At 66.0% G+C, this 16,308-nt stretch carries 15 protein-coding genes; 7 read left to right on the top strand and 8 right to left on the bottom strand.

The features are described from left to right. Positions 1-25: 25 nt before the first annotated feature. Positions 26-1,315 (bottom strand): ATP-grasp domain-containing protein, encoded by a 1,290-nt coding sequence (locus tag Ga0102493_RS04050; protein WP_051698076.1) that lies wholly within the window; start codon positions 1,313-1,315, stop codon positions 26-28. A 176-nt stretch (positions 1,316-1,491) separates the two neighbouring features. Here Ga0102493_RS04050 and Ga0102493_RS04045 point away from each other — a divergent pair, with 176 nt between their 5' ends. Genes Ga0102493_RS04045 through ligD form a run of 3 tightly spaced genes read left to right on the top strand, consistent with a single transcriptional unit; the run spans position 1,492 to position 6,060 of the window. Next, the gene (locus tag Ga0102493_RS04045; RefSeq protein ID WP_051698078.1) at positions 1,492-2,673 is read left to right on the top strand and encodes an MFS transporter; all 1,182 of its coding nucleotides are present in this window, start codon (positions 1,492-1,494) and stop codon (positions 2,671-2,673) included. Positions 2,674-2,720: 47 nt separating this feature from the next. Next, the gene (gene ku, locus Ga0102493_RS04040) at positions 2,721-3,566 is read left to right on the top strand and encodes a non-homologous end joining protein Ku (protein ID WP_069297455.1); all 846 of its coding nucleotides are present in this window, start codon (positions 2,721-2,723) and stop codon (positions 3,564-3,566) included. Position 3,567: 1 nt separating this feature from the next. Further along, positions 3,568-6,060 carry a DNA ligase D gene (ligD, locus tag Ga0102493_RS04035; RefSeq protein WP_034904618.1) on the top strand — a complete coding sequence of 831 codons (2,493 nt, stop codon included), beginning with the start codon at positions 3,568-3,570 and terminating at the stop codon, positions 6,058-6,060. A gap of 7 nt (positions 6,061-6,067) precedes the next feature. Here ligD and Ga0102493_RS04030 read toward each other — a convergent pair whose 3' ends face one another. From Ga0102493_RS04030 to Ga0102493_RS04015, 4 genes are read right to left on the bottom strand one after another with little or no spacing between them, the layout of a single operon-like run. Next, positions 6,068-6,646, bottom strand: a complete 579-nt coding sequence (locus Ga0102493_RS04030; protein ID WP_034904502.1) for a class I SAM-dependent DNA methyltransferase — start codon at positions 6,644-6,646, stop codon at positions 6,068-6,070. Continuing rightward, positions 6,627-7,370, bottom strand: coding sequence for a PIG-L family deacetylase (locus Ga0102493_RS04025; RefSeq protein ID WP_034904504.1), 744 nt, complete (start codon positions 7,368-7,370; stop codon positions 6,627-6,629). The genes Ga0102493_RS04030 and Ga0102493_RS04025 overlap by 20 nt, the downstream gene beginning before the upstream one ends. Beyond that, a complete protein-coding gene (locus tag Ga0102493_RS04020) occupies positions 7,367-8,461 on the bottom strand; it encodes an acyl-CoA dehydrogenase family protein (RefSeq protein ID WP_069297454.1) in 1,095 nt (364 codons plus the stop codon). Before Ga0102493_RS04020 ends, Ga0102493_RS04025 begins: the two co-directional genes overlap by 4 nt. Then, complete coding sequence (locus Ga0102493_RS04015; protein ID WP_161490038.1) at positions 8,454-9,557, bottom strand: glycosyltransferase family 2 protein; 1,104 nt, start codon at positions 9,555-9,557, stop codon at positions 8,454-8,456. The genes Ga0102493_RS04020 and Ga0102493_RS04015 overlap by 8 nt, the downstream gene beginning before the upstream one ends. 306 nt (positions 9,558-9,863) lie before the next feature. Between Ga0102493_RS04015 and Ga0102493_RS04010 the strand changes: the two genes are divergently transcribed. From Ga0102493_RS04010 to Ga0102493_RS03995, 4 genes are all read left to right on the top strand, one after another. Next, on the top strand, positions 9,864-10,703 hold the full coding sequence (locus Ga0102493_RS04010; protein WP_081845671.1) for an SRPBCC family protein: 840 nt from the start codon (positions 9,864-9,866) through the stop codon (positions 10,701-10,703). Further along, on the top strand, positions 10,703-11,890 hold the full coding sequence (locus Ga0102493_RS04005; RefSeq protein ID WP_034904510.1) for a zinc-dependent alcohol dehydrogenase: 1,188 nt from the start codon (positions 10,703-10,705) through the stop codon (positions 11,888-11,890). Before Ga0102493_RS04010 ends, Ga0102493_RS04005 begins: the two co-directional genes overlap by 1 nt. Beyond that, on the top strand, positions 11,887-12,693 hold the full coding sequence (locus Ga0102493_RS04000; protein WP_034904512.1) for an SDR family NAD(P)-dependent oxidoreductase: 807 nt from the start codon (positions 11,887-11,889) through the stop codon (positions 12,691-12,693). The genes Ga0102493_RS04005 and Ga0102493_RS04000 overlap by 4 nt, the downstream gene beginning before the upstream one ends. A gap of 161 nt (positions 12,694-12,854) precedes the next feature. Next, positions 12,855-13,175, top strand: coding sequence for a hypothetical protein (locus tag Ga0102493_RS03995; protein ID WP_034904515.1), 321 nt, complete (start codon positions 12,855-12,857; stop codon positions 13,173-13,175). On the opposite strand, the gene Ga0102493_RS03990 is transcribed toward Ga0102493_RS03995, so the two are convergent. Genes Ga0102493_RS03990 through Ga0102493_RS16110 form a run of 3 tightly spaced genes read right to left on the bottom strand, consistent with a single transcriptional unit; the run spans position 13,170 to position 16,164 of the window. Then, positions 13,170-13,562: a response regulator gene (locus Ga0102493_RS03990; protein ID WP_051698082.1), complete on the bottom strand. Its 393-nt coding sequence runs from the start codon at positions 13,560-13,562 to the stop codon at positions 13,170-13,172. The genes Ga0102493_RS03995 and Ga0102493_RS03990 overlap by 6 nt on opposite strands. Further along, on the bottom strand, positions 13,559-15,397 hold the full coding sequence (locus tag Ga0102493_RS03985) for a PAS domain-containing sensor histidine kinase (protein ID WP_051698084.1): 1,839 nt from the start codon (positions 15,395-15,397) through the stop codon (positions 13,559-13,561). The genes Ga0102493_RS03990 and Ga0102493_RS03985 overlap by 4 nt, the downstream gene beginning before the upstream one ends. 35 nt (positions 15,398-15,432) lie before the next feature. Next, positions 15,433-16,164, bottom strand: a complete 732-nt coding sequence (locus Ga0102493_RS16110; RefSeq protein ID WP_034904517.1) for a Crp/Fnr family transcriptional regulator — start codon at positions 16,162-16,164, stop codon at positions 15,433-15,435. Positions 16,165-16,308: the final 144 nt, after the last annotated feature.

Raw genomic sequence — 16,308 nt, 5'->3', positions numbered from 1 at the left:
CAGGTCGTTCGCCCGCGTAATCGGCCTATTGCGGCACGGGCGCGGTGAGGTTGATGGTGAAGGGCAGGTTTTCCATCAGGTCGGCATATTTCGCGAGCAGTTCCTCATTGCTCTCCCCGCCGATGAAGATGTCCGCGATCTCGAAACTGTAGCTGTCCTGGAAGGCGAGGTGCGAAAGCCGCTGTCCCTTGTCGACCAGCACCTGCACCAGCGCCTCGGGATAGCGGGTCTGCATGTGATGGATCTCGGTCTGCGAAGGCACGCGTTCGATCTGGCCGTCCTGGAAGAAGCGCAGCATGAACTTCGCCGCCTTGGGCCAGTCGCCCCTGGCCCTGGGCATTTGCGGGCGCAGGCCCAATGCGAGGTCGAGCCCGACCTTGTGATGGCTCATCCCGTCGACATCCTCGAACAGGGGCGCGTGGCTCTTCGACAGGCGCGTGTTGACCTCGAGCAGGCTGATCCGGTCTGTTTCCCCGTCGTAGAAGAATTCCGCGTTGAACGCCGCATTGTCGTAGCCGACATGATCGAGCAGCCTTGCCGTTGCATCGCACATCCGTTCGACCACCGGACGCGGGGCGTCGCTGGGATACTGATAGCGCGAGAAGGACGAGCCGACACCGCCCTCGCGCACCGAATCGACGACGCCATAGACGTTCGTCTCGCCGTCATGGACATAGCCTTCGAGCGTGATCTGCTGGTCGGCCGCGACGCTCTTTTCCGCGATGCAGTGATTGCCCCCGATCCCCCTGATGCTCTCGGGCAGGTCGACCTTTTCAAGGAATTCGTTGAAGGAATTGCCGAACAGTTCGATGCCGTCCCGCATAACCGTCATCGCCTTGTCGAGCTGCTCCTCGGTCTCGACCTTGAAGCTGAGATAGGACGAATGCGAGACGAACGGCTTGACCCAGAAGGGATAGTCGATTTCTATCTGCTCGCGCGGGCGTTCGGCGAAGGGATCGACCGCGCAGAAATCGGCATTGGCGTGCGGGGTCGCCTCGGCCATCGCCTGGCGCGCCCAGTATTTGTGTTCGAGAGCGGCGACGCTTTCGAGCGAGGGACCGGGAAGCCCGTTCCGCTGGCATAGCAGCGGGCCGATGACGCTGCCGGGAAAGTCCCAGTAATTGAGCACCGCGTCGGCCGGGCCGTACCGGTCCATCCGCTCTTCCGCCGTCGTCACAAGGTCCATCAGTCCAAAGGGCTCGGTAATGTTGACCGATTCCTCCGCCGAGAGCGCTTCGTGGAATTCGACATCGCGCTCGTCCTCGAGCTTTTCAAGCAAAGCGAGGTTGAACGGTTCGAGACCCAGGACAAACACTCTCTTCGGCGATTGTGCGATGCTTTACGCTCCTTCGCTGTTCACCTGCGGGATACCGGACCAATCGCTCGCCCGCGGCTGCGTTCCGGAAGCGTCGGCGGGGCTACCGTGGGCTGCGGTGAACCGCACTCCGACCGCCTTGCTGGACTGGGCGCGGCCTGACTAGGCTCACGCGCATGGAGGCGCACTCGCACATCAGCACCGCGCGCGGCCTTTCGCTGGCGGGTTTTGCCGCGACCCTGCTGACCTACGGGCCGGCGCGGGTCGGTTTCGGCCTGTTCCTGCCACAGCTTAGGCCCGCTTTCGGGATCGAGGGCGGTGCGTCGGGGACGATCGCGAGCATCGGCTTTGCGGGATTCCTCATCGGGTTGGTCGGAGCCGGCGAACTGGGCGAGCGGCTCGGCGGCGCGCGGCCCGTCCTCATCGGGCTGATCTGCGCCACGTTGGGCGTCGCCGCGGTCGCTTTTGCGGGCAACGTATTCATGCTCGCCGGCGGAGTCGCGCTCGCCATGCTCGGGCCGGGCCTGACCTGGTCGCCCTTCAACACGCTCGTCCACGATGGATTGCGCGAGTTTAGGCGGCCCGGCGCGCTCTCGATCATCAGCACCGGCACGAGCCTCGGCGTGGCGCTGGCGGGCGGAGCGGCGCTGGTCGCGTCCGGGCTGGGTGTGTCGTGGCGCTGGGCATGGGTGTTCTTCGCGCTGGTCGGCCTCGCCGCGCTCGCGGTCAATGCGCGCCTGCTCAATGCGGTCGCGCCCGAACCAAGGCGCCGGGAACGCGAATTGTGGAGCAGCGTGATGCGCAATCTCGCCGCCCCGCTCTATGCCATCGCCTTTTCCTTCGGGCTGACGACCTCGGTCTGGATCACGTTCGCGGCGCGCGCGGTCGAGGATGCAGGCGACCTCGGCGGATTGCCCGCGAACGGTTCGGCGGCGGCAATCTTCATCGCTGTGGGGCTGGCCGGGCTCGCCGGGATGGGAACGGCCCGGCTGCGGGCCTTGGTCGGGCTGCCCGCGCTCGTCGCCGCGCTCATGCTCGCCTCGGCGCTTTCAGCCGGCCTGATCGCCCTGTCCCCCGCGACGTGGCCTGCCGTCATGGCGTCATCGGCGCTGCAGGGCGTCTTCATCATGATGATGAGCGCGGTCCTCTCCTTCTGGTCGGAGCGGGTCTTTCCCGGAAACAGCCTGCTCGGCTTCACCGCCGCGCTGATCTTCCTCGCCGCCGGAAGCGTCATCGGCCCTGCGATCGCGGGCCATGCCTATGACGCGCTCGGTCCCGGGGCGGTTTTCCTCGGCCTCGTGGCGCTGTCGGCGGGAAGCAGCGCCCTTGCCCTTCCCCGCATCCTCAAGGTGCGCTGAGGAAACCAATCGCCGCGCCGTTCGTCGAAACGGATGGAGGCACGACAATGGCAGCACGCGCATATTGGCAGGGACAGATCCGGCTCGCGCTGGTCTCGATACCCGTCGAACTCTTTTCGGCGACGAAAAGCGGTTCGAAAATCCGCTTCAACCAGATCCACGAGCCGAGCGGCAAGCGCATCTCCTATGAAAAGGTCGTCCCCGGCATCGGCCCGGTCGACAGGGACGAAATCATTCGCGGCTTCGAGGTGTCGAAGGGCAGCTATGTCCTGCTCGAGGACAAGGAGATCGACGCGGTAAAGATCGAAAGCCGCCGCACGCTGGAGCTCGTCCAGTTCGTCGATGCGAGCGAGATCGACCCGCTCTATTTCGATCGGCCCTATTACGTCGCTCCGCAGGACGAGTTGGCGGAGGAAGCATTCGTCGTGCTGCGCGAGGCGCTGCGAAAGGCGAAAAAGGTCGCGCTTGGCCAGCTTTCGGTGCGCGGGTCCGAAAAGCTCGTCGCGATCAAGCCCTGCGGAAAGGGGCTGTTGTTGGAAACCTTGCGCTATGCCGACGAGGTGCGAGAGGGGCAGGCCTTCTTCGACGACATCGCGGATGCCAAGCCCAAGAAGGAACTGCTCGACCTTGCGACCACGCTGATCGACCAGAAATCCGCCCCCTTCGATGCGGGCGAATTCGAGGACCGATACTCCGAGGCGCTGCGCGGCCTGATCGAGAAAAAGCGCAAGGCGAAGAAGGGCGAATCCGTGATCGAGGACGTGGACGAGCCCGGCGAAGGGCGCGGCGGCAATGTCGTCGACCTGATGGCCGCGCTCAAGAAATCGGTCGGCAGCGACAAGGGCTCTGACGAGAGCCCGAAGAAGCGCAGCCGCACCAAGAAATCGGCCTGACATGGCGCGCGCGAGGGAAAAAGACGCGCTCGCCGAATACAACGCCAAGCGCGATTTCGACGCCACGCCCGAACCCGCCGGAGATGCCGGCAGCGGGACGGGCAACAGCTTCATGGTGCAAAAGCACGACGCGACCCGGCTGCACTGGGACCTCAGGCTCGAAATGGACGGGGTGCTGAAAAGCTGGGCGGTGACGAAAGGCCCCTCGCTCGACCCGGCGACCAAGCGGCTGGCGGTCAGGACCGAGGATCACCCGCTGTCCTATGCGACCTTCGAGGGCACGATCCCCAAAGACCAGTATGGTGGCGGCACGGTGATGCTGTGGGACCGCGGCACCTGGGCTCCGGTGGAAGGCACGAAGGCCTCCGATATCGAGCAGGGGCATCTCCATTTCTGTCTCGAGGGCGAGCGGATGAAGGGCGAATGGCTGCTCATCCGGCTGAAGCCCAAAGGCAATGAGAAGCGCGAGAACTGGCTGCTGCGCAAGCTCGACGACGAATATGCAGGCGGCACGGATGATCTCGTCGAGCGCGAACTCACCAGCATTTCGACGGGCCGCTCCATGGCCGAGATCGCCGCGGGCAAGGAGACGGCAAAGCAGCAGGACGGCAGCCTCGTCGCGCGGATGAAGCCCAAATCGGGCAGAACGCGAAAGCCGCGCAAACCCGCTCCGATGCCCTCCTTCCGCAAGCCGCAACTCGCCACGCTCGTCGACGATGTCCCGGCGGGCAACGGCTGGATGCACGAGATAAAGTTCGACGGCTACCGCGCCCTCGTTGCCGCCAGGGGCGAGGAAGTGCGCATCTACACTCGTTCGGGCAAAGACTGGACCGACAAGTTCGCCCCGCTCGCTCGCGCCTTCGCCGGGCTCGACCTGCCTTGCGCGCTGATCGACGGCGAAATCGTCGCCACCGACGACAACGGCAATCCGGACTTCTCGACCCTGCAGGCCGTGCTCAAGCGCGGTCACGGGGCGCAGGGGGCAGGTGATGCGCTGTCATTCCACGCCTTCGACCTTCTCGGGGCGGAGGGCGAGGATTTCGCACGCGAACCCAATATCGAACGCAAGGAGCGACTGGAGGCGCTGCTGAAGCGCGCAGAGCCGCCGATCCACGTCGCCGATCACGTCATCGGTGCGGGCGAGCGGCTTCTGAAAACGATGTGCGATGCCGGGCAGGAAGGGATCATTTCCAAGAAGATCGACGCGCCCTACCGACATTCGCGCAGCAAGGCCTGGGTCAAGGTCAAGTGCACGAGGCGGCAGGAATTCGTCATCATCGGCTGGAAACCGTCAAAGGCAAAGGGCCGCCCCTTTTCCTCTTTGCTGATGGCCCAGTACGAAGGCGAGTCGCTGGTCTACAAGGGCAATGTCGGGACAGGCTTCGACACAGGCGATTTCGACGCGCTGTCGGCCAGGCTCAAACGGCTCGAAAGGAAGACTCCCCCCGCCGAAGTCGAAAAGGCCAAGGCACGCTCGGTGCGCTGGGTGACGCCGAAACTGGTAGCCGAAGTCGCCTTCGCCGAGTTTACCGGCGATGGAAACATTCGCCACGGCAGCTATCTGGGGCTGCGCGAAGACAAGGACGCAAAGGACGTGACCCCGGAGCGACCTTCTGCCTCCCCTCCGCCCGAGCAGGAGGTCACGATCTCCAGCCGTGAAAGGGTCATCTTTCCCGGCTCGGGTGCGACCAAGGGCAACCTTGCCGATTACTACGAGGCGGTGGCGCCGATCATGCTGCCCTTCGCCGCCAATCGCCCGGTCAGCCTCGTGCGCTGCCCGCAGGGGCGGGCGAAGAAATGCTTCTTCCAGAAACACGACAATGGCGGCTTCGGCGACGCAGTGCGCCGTGTCGCGATCCGCGAAAAGGACGGCGGGCACGAGGACTATCTCTTCATCGAGGGCGCGCGCGGGATCCTGCAATGCGTCCAGATGGGCACGATCGAATTCCACGGCTGGGGCGCGCGCACCGACAATGTCGAGGCGCCCGACCGGATGGTGTTCGACCTCGACCCGGACGAGGGCCTCGATTTCGGCGACGTGAAAGGCGCCGCGCGCGACATCCGCTACCGGCTCGCCGATCTCGGCCTCACCAGCTTCGCCATGCTTTCGGGCGGCAAGGGCGTCCATGTCGTCGTCCCGCTCCTGCCAGGCCATTCATGGGAAGCGCACAAGGATTTCTCGCGCCGCTTTGCCGAAGCGCTGAGCCTCGCCCAGCCCGACCGCTTCACCGCGACGATGAGCAAGGCGAAGCGCAAGGGAAAGATCTTCATCGACTGGCTGCGCAACCAGCGCGGCAGCACCGCGGTCCTGCCCTATTCGGCCCGCGCGCGCGAGGGCGCGCCGGTCGCAGTCCCGCTCGGCTGGAACGAATTGCAGGAGGCCGAGACGGCGCAGGCCTTCACGATCGGCGATGCGGACAGGCTGCTCAAACGCGCCCGCGGCAAGACGCTCGCCGGATGGGGCTTCGCCGAGCAGCGCCTGCCCGACCTCTAGGTCCAATTCACAGTTCCGGGCGCAGCAGGTCGATCCGGTAGAGTTCCGCTTCCCGGCAGCGCCGCGAATGCCAGCCGGCCGCCCGCTCGAACAGCTGGGCCGCCTGCTGGCCGCAAATGGGCAGGTCGTTCTCGCCGGTCCAGTTGACGAGCACGCAATCGCCATCCGTTTCCAGCGCCTCATGGGCAAGCCGAGAGACCTGTTCGATCTCCCGGCGGCCGAGGAAATAGAGCACTTCGGATAGGATCACGAGATCGAAGCGGCCGTGCGGCCAGCGCTCCGGCACTTCGCAGCACGCGAATGTGACGCCGCGCGCCCCGGCGCAGCGCGAGCGCGCCTCTGCCAGCGCCACTTCGGACACATCGAGCGCGACCAGCGTCCGGCAGCGCCGCGAAAGCTCGCGGGTCAGCACCCCTGCCCCGCACCCGATTTCGAGCGCGCGATCATATTCACGCTCGCGCAGTATCGCGAGCGTCGCCGCGCGCTTGGCGCGTTCATACCGGCTCGTGGCGCAATCCCAGGGATCCGGATCGGCCCGATACAGCGCATCGAAGCGCGCGCCGCGATCACTTGCCGGGGCGTTCATGGATGAAGATCTCCGGATGTGTCTGGAAATGCGCGGCGAGCGCGGGCGGCATGACGAAGCCGTGCGGATCGTCGCCGATCAGGTCGGTCATCTGCGAGGCATGGGCAGCCATGGCGGCGCGCTTCGCCGAGGCGAAGCGGCGCTTTGCGAAAAGGCGCAGATGGTGCGGCACGGGCCGTTCGCCGAAGCTGCCCCAGACCGAAAAGCTCCAATGCGCCGCGCCCAGTTCCCGCGCGAGCCGCGCCGCGAGCTTCGCGGCAGCCTCGTGGTCGCAATGCGGATCGCCTTCCCATGTGCTCCACACCGCCCGCGTGCCGTGGCTGCGAGCCGCACCGAGAGCGGCCAGGAAAAGGCGCTCGTCCGCGGCAAAGGGACCACTCGCGCCGTCTGGACAATGCGCCGCCCATATCCGCACCCGGCAGCCCGGAGCGAGCATGGTGAGTGCGCGGTCGAATTCGTTGCGGCGCAGCGCCCTGCGCCTGTCCTCGGGAAACCGGCGCGAGCCGGGATGCGATGCCTCGCCGTCGGTCAGCAGCAGGATCGCAATCCGCCGCCCCGCATCGGCCGCCGCGGCGATCGCCATGCCGCAGCCAAGCGTTTCGTCATCGGGATGAGGCACGACGATCAGCAACCCGCCGGGCGGAGCGAGGGTTGCGATCCCGACGGGTGCAGCGTCCCTCGCCGCATCGAGCAGCGCGCCTTCGGGAAGATCGGGCACGCTCATAGAAACTCGGGCCTCGCGCCGGTCTCGACCAGCCGCTCCGCGACACGGGCGCGCTTCGCGTCGGGGCCGGCCTGGCACAGGAAAACCGACAGGTCGCGAAGCATCCGTTCGGTCCGGGTGCCCTCCTCGTATGCCGCCATGCCAAGGGCGCGGGCCGCAAGCTCCATCACCGTCCGGCAGGCCTCGTCGGTAACCTCGCGCGCCATCAGCGAAAGCACCGCCTTGCCGGGCCGCGCATGGGCCATCTCGACTTCATCGGCGGCGCGCGCGAGCCACAGCCGCGCAGTCTCGATGGCCATGGCGGCGCGGGCGATCCGGCGCTGCTGGTTGGGGTCATCGGCGCGCTCGCGAGCGATGAGCCCTTCGCGCATGTCCTCGTAAAGCGATTCCGCCGCGCCGCAATGGGTGGCGGCATAGCGCCACACCCCGCCCTCGAAATGCGGCTCTTTCAGGAAGGCGCCGGGCCCGCCCAGCAGGCGGTCTTCCTGCAGCCTCACGCCGGAGAAATCATAACGCCCCGAATTGCTCGCCCTCATGCCGCCCATGCGCCAGGGTTCAAGGTCGATGCGCTGCGCGTCTCCCGTCTCGACGAGCAGCATCTGCGGCCCGTCCTCGCCCGCCACCGTCACCACCGCCGCGCCGACGAGCCCAAGACCCGATGCGAAGCGCTTGGATCCCGAGAGGCGAATTTCTCCCTCTGCGCGCTCAAGGCCGAGCGGGTCCGACGGATCGTCCGCGCCCCAGACGCCAAGCAGCAAGCCGTCATGGATGCGGGCGGCCAGCGCCTCGCTCAGATCGTGGCCGGCATGGAGCGCGACCAGCTTGACCGCGTTCATGTGTCCCTCGAACAGGCGCGCGACCGAAAGATTTGCCCGGCCGAGCGTGCGCAGCGCATCGAAAGCTTCCGCGGTCCCCTCGGCTTCGCTCCCCCAGCCTTCGCCATCGAGCGCGCGCGGCAGGCAGGCGGCGAGCCAGCCGGAGGATGCGAGAGCGGCGATCTCCGCCGAAAGGTCCCCGCCATGCCGGTCCGTGGCCGCGGCGCGGTCGGCGATATGCGCCTCGAGGGCCTTGCCGCGCTCGGGATCAAGCATCGCGCGCTTCGTGTTCCGCCAGCAGGCGCCGTGCCTTGCCCAGTTCGCGCTCGATTTCGGACAGGCGCATCGGCGGCGTTCGCTCTCTCGTCGCGAGGCCGCAATGCATGCGTCGCTCGGCGCTCTTGCGCAATTCGTAGACCGGTAGGAGGCGGGCATCGCAGGCCGGATCGTCCGAACGTGCCCGCCGGGCGAGCTCGCCCCCGCAACCGCCCGCGGCGCGCCCTTCGATCCGCGCCGATGTGCGCGTGCCCGCGTCCCCCAACTGCACGGCGCGGCGGCCGCTTCGCAGGATTTCGGCGCAAAGCGCGGCATCCTCGCCGATCGCGGGAAGCGGGAGGCCGCCAATGGCGCGATAGGCGCGCGCGCTGACGGCCATGCTCGCGCCCGATGCTCGATAGGCGAAGCGTCCGATGCGGCCAGCGGTCCAGACCTGCCAGAGCCGCTCGCTGGCTTCAAAATAGGTGCGCTCCGCCTCTCCGGTGCGGCGCACGCTGTCAGGAAGCCGGGCAAGTTCGCGCTCGTCGAGACGCACGTCCTCGCATACCAGGTCGGCCCCGGCCGCCAGTTCGGCGAGGCAGCGCACGATCCAGCCGGGCGCGACATGGCTGTCGGCATCGCTGGTCAGCAGGGCTCCGCCCGGACGGACCAGCGCCGCCGCGCAATCGAGCGCGAGCCTGCGGCTGTGGACCGCGCCGCGGATCGTATCGTCGAATTCGGCTTCGATCAGGGCGACACCGCACGGCGCATCGCGCGCCCAGTCGCGGATGCAGTCGGCCGATGCATCGCGCGTGTCATTGACGACGAAGACCGCGATACCGGCGCCTCCCGTTTCGCTCCTCGCTTCGATCATGGCCGCTTCGATCGCCGCAAGGGCGCGAGGCAGAAGCGCGATCTCGTTCCTGACGGGCATCGCCACGGCATGCGAAGCGCCTGCACGCGCGGGCCAGTCGGAGCAGGTCAATCGCACGCGGCCCGCGAACGGCTCTGCCGCGAGCAGGTGGCGCAGCGCGGCGGGCACCGGCTCGGGGATGCGCGAGGGAATGAAGGAGCCGCTGGTGCGCGGAGCCGGGACACGGTGCAGCGGTGCGTGCATGAAAATCTTCCTTTTTCGCAAGGACCGCCAGAAACCGGCATTCCCGTAGAGCGGACCCATCGCCCACAAGACAAAATGCCCGGTTGTCGAAAAAGTTCTCTCACATAACATTCTTTTCGTCGCATTATTGGCGCGCATTATAGAGTCAACTGAAGTCATCTATCGTATTTTCGGCACACCTCGACACAACAATTACAAAAGTTAGAAATTGAGTTCCGGTTTTTATTTTCCGAACCTGAAACACGCAGCCCCTCCCGGCGTTGGATCAGAGGCATTCGAAAAAACAGAAGACGAGAGGAGAGACACATGACAAAGGCAGCAAGCGTCCTTGACCGGCTACCCGGTGGGACCAGGCTCGACCGCGAGGGACTGCGCGATCTCGCGCAGGGCAGCAGCAGCAAATTGGCCGCCGAAGGGCGCAAGGCCATCGGACGCGGCAAGCGCGCCCTTTCCGGAGAAACACGGCCGGGAGAGCATGCCCGCAAGGCCGGTGAGAAGGTGCGGGAAAACCCGGCCGGTATAGCGGGCGCTCTGACGGGCATCGCGCTGCTTGCCGGGACCGTTGCCTTCGGAGCCTTTCTTGCCCGCCGCCACAAGGGCGGAGACGACGATGCCCCCGGCGTGACCCGCAAGCGGACCGACAGCGACAATGCGGTCGGCGGCCGGACGGTGACGATCCGCAGGCCTGCGGCCGAACTCTACCGGTTCTGGCGCGATTTCCAGAACCTGCCGCAATTCATGGAAAACGTCGAGGAAGTAAGGCCGCACGGCGATCACGAGGCATGGGTGGTGAAGGCTCCCGGCGGGCGGACCGTCGAACTCCACACCCGCGTGACCGAAGAGATAGAAAATCGCCGGATCGCGTGGGAATCGGTCCAGCATTCCGACATCTGGACCAAGGGTCATGTCGAATTTTCCGATGCTCCGGGCGACCGGGGCACGCGCGTATCGCTGAGGATCGAATATGCGCCGCCGGGCGGCGCGATCGGCAAGGGGCTGGCCAAGCTCTTCCTGCGTGAACCCGAAGTGCAGGCGCGCCACGACCTCAAGCGTTTCAAGATGCTCATGGAAGCCGGCGAGGTCGCGACCTCCGCCCACACGAAACAGGCGGCGAAGAACGTCGCTCACCAGCAGGAGATTGCCTGATGCGAGCCCTTACTTGGCAGGGAACTCACGACGTTCGCGTCGAGGACGTGCCCGATCCCGAAATCATCAATCCGCGCGACGCCGTGATCAAGGTCACATCGACCGCGATATGCGGCTCCGACCTGCACCTTTATGATGGGGTCATTCCCGGCGTGCGTCCGGGCGACGTGCTGGGCCACGAATTCATGGGCGAGGTCGTCGAGACCGGCTCGGATACGACGCTCGAGAAGGGCCAGCGCGTCGTCGTCCCCTTCACGATCAGCTGCGGCAAGTGCTTCCACTGCGAAGTGCAGCAATATTCCGCCTGCGAAAATTCGAATCCGGCCGACAAGCAGGACATGTCGGCGACGCTCTACGGCCATCCGATGTCCGCGCTGTTCGGCTATTCGCACCTCACCGGCGGCTATTCGGGCGGGCAGGCGGAATATGTGCGCGTGCCCTTTTCCGATGTCGGCCCGATCGTCGTCCCCGACCATCTCGAGGACGACCAGGTGCTGTTCCTGTCCGATATCCTGCCGACCGGCTGGATGGGCGCGGAAAATGCCGAGATCGGGCCCGACGACACCGTCGCGGTGTGGGGCTGCGGGCCCGTAGGCCTGTTCGCGGTGCAATCCGCGCTCGTCATGGGCGCGGCGCGGGTGATCGCGATCGACCATCATCCGCACAGGCTGGAACTCGCCAAGAAACTCGGCGCGGACGTGATCGATTTCACCAAGACGAATGTGCGCGAGGCGCTGATGGAGATGTCGGGCGGGATCGGGGTCGATGCCGTGATCGATGCGGTCGGCATGGAAGCGCACGGCTTTGCCGCCGACAACATGGTCGACATGGTCAAGCAGAAGGTCGGTATCGGCGCCGATCGCGCCTCCGCGCTCAAACAGGCGATCCTCGCCGTGCGGCCCGGCGGGCGCGTCTCGATCCCCGGCGTGTATGGCGGGATGACCGACAAGTTCCCGCTGGGCGCGCTGATGGAAAAGGGCCTGCAGGTGAAGACCGGGCAGACCCATGTCCAGCGCTACACCAAAGACCTGCTGGACAAGATCGAGGACGGCACGATCGACACCACCTTCCTCATCTCGCACCGATTGCCGCTCGAGGAAGCGGCGCGGGGATACAAGTGCTTCCACGACGAACAGGACAGCTGGACCAAGGTGATCCTCAAGCCCGAAATGAAGGAGGCGGCATGAGCAAGAACCCGGTGGACAAGCTTTCCGGATTCGCCGTCGTCACCGGCGCGTCGACCGGGATCGGTTTCGAACTCGCCCGGCTCGCCGCGCGCGACGGCTGCTCGCTCCTGCTGGTCGCCGATGAACCGATGGACCGGGCAGAGGCCGCGGCGCGCGATGCGGGCGCCGCGCGGGTCGAGACGCTAGAGGCCGATCTTGGCACCGAAGCGGGTGTCGATGCACTCGCGGCGGCGATCGGGACCCGCGCGGTCGACGTGCTCTTCGCCAATGCCGGTGAAGGTCAGGGCGGAGCTTTCCTCGACCAGGACTGGGATAGCGTCGCAAGCACGATCGACACGAATATCAAGGGCACCGTCTCGCTGCTCCATCGCACAGGCAGGGAAATGCGCGCGCGCGGATCGGGGCGGATACTCGTCACCGGATCGATCGCGGGCGAAATTCCCGGGCCGCTCAACCTCACCTATAACGCGACCAAGGCCTTCATCGACGATTTCTGCGTCGGGCTGGCGGAGGAACTGAAGGATACGGGCGTGGTCATCTCGTGCCTGTTGCCGGGTGCGACCGACACCCACTTCTTCGAGCGTGCGGATATGGAGGACACCCGACTGGCCGAGAGCGCGGGATCGAGCCTGGCCGGAGTCGACCCGGCGCAGGTTGCGCGCCACGGCTACGAAGCGCTGCTCAAGGGCGAGACGCAGAAGGTGAGCGGGCTCATGAACAAGCTGCAGCATGTCTTCGCGGGCGTGCTGCCCGACGAGATGCTGGCGAAGATGCACCGCCATCTTGCAGTATCATCGACCTAGGTTGCGCGGCCGAGGCGCAGGACTCCCGCTGCGCGGCTCGGCTGTGCGAACGGCCGGACCGGGCGGCGCATCGGCCTGCCGCAAACGCCTGAGCAGACTGACAAAGGTGAGAGGCGCTGCGCCCCGGGCGGCCTAGTCGCCTGTTGGAAAGGGAGACCAACATGGCAAGTCACGAAGACAAACGGGCCGCAAGCCGCTCGCAGCAGGTCGCTGCGTCCGACCAGATCTATTCGCTCAAATTCGACACCGGGGGAGACAGCCCGCTTCCCGATATCGATTTTTACGCCGACAACGCCTACCAGGCACTGGTCATCGCCCACCGCGAGGGCGGCGGGCGTTCGGCCGGATTGTGGCGCGATGGCAAGAAGCTGTGCACGATCAGCGAACTCGCCGGAAGCTTCTGGGAAATCCGTCCGTGCTACGGCGCTGGCAGCGACGCGGTCGCCCTCGCAGCGCCCAAGCGGAACGGTTCGGCACTATGAGATCTGCGCCCTGACGAGTCCGGCGAGCTGGTCGACGAGGCGCGCCTGGTCGACCGGCTTTTCGAGCCGCGGTGGCTCCGACAGGTCATCGGGGATGATCGAGACATCATAGCCGGTCAGGAACAGGAAGGGTGTCTCACGCTGGCGCAGCGAACGCGCCACCTCGAAGCTGGCGCCCTGGCCGAGATTGATGTCGAGCATCGCGGCATCGACCCCGCCCGATGCGATCAGGTCCGGCACATCCTCGGCACGCCCGGTCGGGCCGATCACCTCGGCTCCCGCCCGCGTCAGCGCCAGCGCGATTTCACGCGCCTGGAAATATTCGTCCTCGACGATCAGGATCCGTCGCCCCTCGAGCGGAAGGGCAACGCCGGATTGAGTGGTCATTCGTTCGCTCCCTGTGGACGGCCCGGACCGGGTTCGAGAATGCTTGCCCCGGCATCGAGCGGGAACGCGATTTCCGCCAGGAGCCCATCGGGACGCACCTGCATCGTTCCCTCGCCCTTGAGTTCATAGGGCACCCGGCCCTCGATCAGTTCGGTCCCGAAGCCCCGCCGCGATGCGTCGGCAAGCTCGCTCGGGCAATTTTCCTTCCACATCACCTCGAGCCATTCGCCATTCTCGCGCCGGGTCACGAACCAGCGGATCGCCAGCCGGCCCTCGCAGCCGAGCGCGCCGTACTTGATCGAATTGGTCGCAAGCTCGTGGATCGCCAGCGTCAGCACTTCGGCGGCCTTGGCCGACAGTTCGACTGCCGGCCCCTCCATGACGAGCCGGTCTTCCTCGGCGACCCGGGCGAGTTCGTCGCGGATCAGGCTTTCGAGATCGACTGCCGCCCCGGCCTTGCGTGTCAGCATCACCTGCGTGCGCGCCATGGCGTCGATCCGCCCGGTGAGATGCGCGACGTAATCCTCGACTTCGTCATAGCCGTCGGCCGACTGGCGGATAATCGATCGCACCATGGCGAGCAGGTTGCGGACCCGATGCTGCAGTTCGGCCAGCAGCAGATTCTGTCGCTCCTGAAGGTCGATCATGTCCTCGACATCGGTCGAGGTGCCGAGCCATTCGACGATCTCGCCTTTTTCGATCACCGGCGTCGCGCGGGTCTGGAACCAGCGGTAGATCCCGTCGCTCGCACGGCGAAAGCGCCATTCGCCTTTCAATTCTCCGCCGGCCTGCGCCCTGCTCCAATCGTTGCGCGCTTCCTCGCGGTCGTCGGGATGCACCGCCTCGAGCCAGCCATGGCCACGGCTCTGCTCGACCGAGAGGCCGGTATATTCGGTCCATTGCGGGCTGACCCACTCGCATTGCCCGCCGGGCGTCGCGCTCCAGACCAGTTGAGGAATGCCCTCGACCAGGGTGCGAAAGCGCCGCTCGCTGTCCTCGACCGCCTTCTGCTGGCGCTTTCTCTCGGTCAGGTCCTGCGCGATCCCGCCGATCCGCACGAGCGATCCGTCCGGGCCGAGTATCGGGAAACCGGTATCGCGGACATGGCGAACCTCGCCGTCGGGCCGCACGATGCGGTAATCAGTCGTGACCGTCTCGCCCTTCGAGCAGCGCGGCATCGCGCTCATTACCCGCTTGCGATCGGCGGGGTGCAGGAACTGGGCCCAGCTGGTGCGGTCCTCGAGCACCGCGCGGCGAGGAGTGCCCCATATCGCCTCGAAAGCGGGGGAGATGTATTCGATCCTGCCCGTCTCTACATCGATCAGCCAGATGACGTCGGTCGAAGCGTCGCCGAACTGGCGAAAGCGCTCCTCGCTCTTGCGCAGCGCGCGCTGGGTGACGACCGGTTCGGTGATCTCCTCGTACACGGTGACGACCCCGATCGGTTCGCCCTCGCCATTGCGCAGGATCGGGGTCGAATGGAGGTTGAACACCGCATCGCGCATGAGCCCGTCGCGATCGAGCGCGACGGGCATGTCCTCGAGCGTCAGTGGGACGCCTTCGTCCATCACCCTCTGGAGCCGCCCGCCCATCGCCTCCCACACTTCGGGAAAGACTTCGCGCGCGGGCTTGCCGAGCGCCATGGGATGCTTGTCGCCGAACAGTTCGCAGGACGGATCGTTGTAGAGCAGCCGCAGGTCGGGGCCGAGATACATGTTCATCGGCATCGGCGCGCCCAGCACCATCATCAACACGGTGCGCACTTCGGCATCCCAGTCGGCGAGCGGGCCGAGCGGGGTCGAACTCCAGTCGAATTCGCGAACGCGCCGGGCCATCGTCGACGGCCCGGGAGGCCACGCGGATGGAGCCTTCATTGCGCCAGGTGCCTGGTCTCGCGCCCGATCTGGAGGTAATTCGGATTGAACATCGCGACCTGTGTAAGCCGGTCATAGTCGCGAATGAAGAGCCGTTTCGATTTCAGTTCGACCAGCCCCTCGCGCCGCAGCTCCTGCATGGTGCGATTGAGGTGGACCGAGGTAACGCCCGTCGCATCGGCGAGATCGTTCTGGGTCAGCGGGCAATCGCATTCCCGCTCACGCGCGGAGCCGCTCGCGCGCAGGCGCATGAAGATTTCGAGGAAGAGATGGGCGAGCCGCTCGAACGCGTTGCGTCGCCCCAGGTTGAGCAGCCATTCGCGGTGGATCGAGGTGCTGACATGTTCGTGCCGCGCGAATGCATCGGCGATCCGGGGATATTCGCGGGCGAGCCGGTCGATCGTTTCGGGCGGGATCGCGTGATAGGCGATCGGGGTTAGCGCGGCGATCGAATGGTCCATCTCATCCACCAGCCGAACGCCGAGATCGAAGAAATCTCCGGGCAGCAGCAGGCCGACGATCTGGCGACGCCCGTCGGGCAGGTCCTTGAAACGATAGGCCCAGCCCTGCGACAGGAGGCGAACGACCCTGGGATTGTCCCCTTCGCTGAGAGTCGTCTGGCGCGCGGGCACGCGCACCAGCGGGGCCTCGCGCAGGGATTCGACAGCCTCGCGCTCCTTCGGGGAAAGCTCGACATGGCGTTCAATGGCGGAAACCAGAGGGTTCATAGGTTCTTCTTCTGATCCCGCAGGATCTCTTGGCAGTCTTTCCTCAACGGAGCGCCAAGCGACAAAGCTTGCGCGAACTGCACGTTTGCGACCTCCTTTGATTAGCTTTCGACAGGAGCGGCCTATTGGACAAGGGCGACATTT

Source organism: Erythrobacter litoralis, assembly GCF_001719165.1.
GTDB classification, from domain to species: domain Bacteria; phylum Pseudomonadota; class Alphaproteobacteria; order Sphingomonadales; family Sphingomonadaceae; genus Erythrobacter; species Erythrobacter litoralis.
This window is presented reverse-complemented; position numbering and strand designations above follow the sequence as displayed.

Bases quoted from the DNA above. Each gene is read 5' to 3' on its own strand.
- Ga0102493_RS03985 (WP_051698084.1), bottom strand. From the start codon at position 15,397: ATGGCCCGGCGCGTTCGCGAATTCGACTGGAGTTCGACCCCGCTCGGC.
- Ga0102493_RS03990 (WP_051698082.1), bottom strand. From the start codon at position 13,562: ATGACCACTCAATCCGGCGTTGCCCTTCCGCTCGAGGGGCGACGGATC.
- Ga0102493_RS04015 (WP_161490038.1), bottom strand. From the start codon at position 9,557: ATGCACGCACCGCTGCACCGTGTCCCGGCTCCGCGCACCAGCGGCTCC.
- Ga0102493_RS16110 (WP_034904517.1), bottom strand. From the start codon at position 16,164: ATGAACCCTCTGGTTTCCGCCATTGAACGCCATGTCGAGCTTTCCCCG.
- Ga0102493_RS04020 (WP_069297454.1), bottom strand. From the start codon at position 8,461: ATGCTTGATCCCGAGCGCGGCAAGGCCCTCGAGGCGCATATCGCCGAC.
- ku (WP_069297455.1), top strand. From the start codon at position 2,721: ATGGCAGCACGCGCATATTGGCAGGGACAGATCCGGCTCGCGCTGGTC.
- ligD (WP_034904618.1), top strand. From the start codon at position 3,568: ATGGCGCGCGCGAGGGAAAAAGACGCGCTCGCCGAATACAACGCCAAG.
- Ga0102493_RS04045 (WP_051698078.1), top strand. From the start codon at position 1,492: ATGGAGGCGCACTCGCACATCAGCACCGCGCGCGGCCTTTCGCTGGCG.
- Ga0102493_RS04000 (WP_034904512.1), top strand. From the start codon at position 11,887: ATGAGCAAGAACCCGGTGGACAAGCTTTCCGGATTCGCCGTCGTCACC.
- Ga0102493_RS04005 (WP_034904510.1), top strand. From the start codon at position 10,703: ATGCGAGCCCTTACTTGGCAGGGAACTCACGACGTTCGCGTCGAGGAC.
- Ga0102493_RS03995 (WP_034904515.1), top strand. From the start codon at position 12,855: ATGGCAAGTCACGAAGACAAACGGGCCGCAAGCCGCTCGCAGCAGGTC.
- Ga0102493_RS04030 (WP_034904502.1), bottom strand. From the start codon at position 6,646: ATGAACGCCCCGGCAAGTGATCGCGGCGCGCGCTTCGATGCGCTGTAT.
- Ga0102493_RS04010 (WP_081845671.1), top strand. From the start codon at position 9,864: ATGACAAAGGCAGCAAGCGTCCTTGACCGGCTACCCGGTGGGACCAGG.
- Ga0102493_RS04025 (WP_034904504.1), bottom strand. From the start codon at position 7,370: ATGAGCGTGCCCGATCTTCCCGAAGGCGCGCTGCTCGATGCGGCGAGG.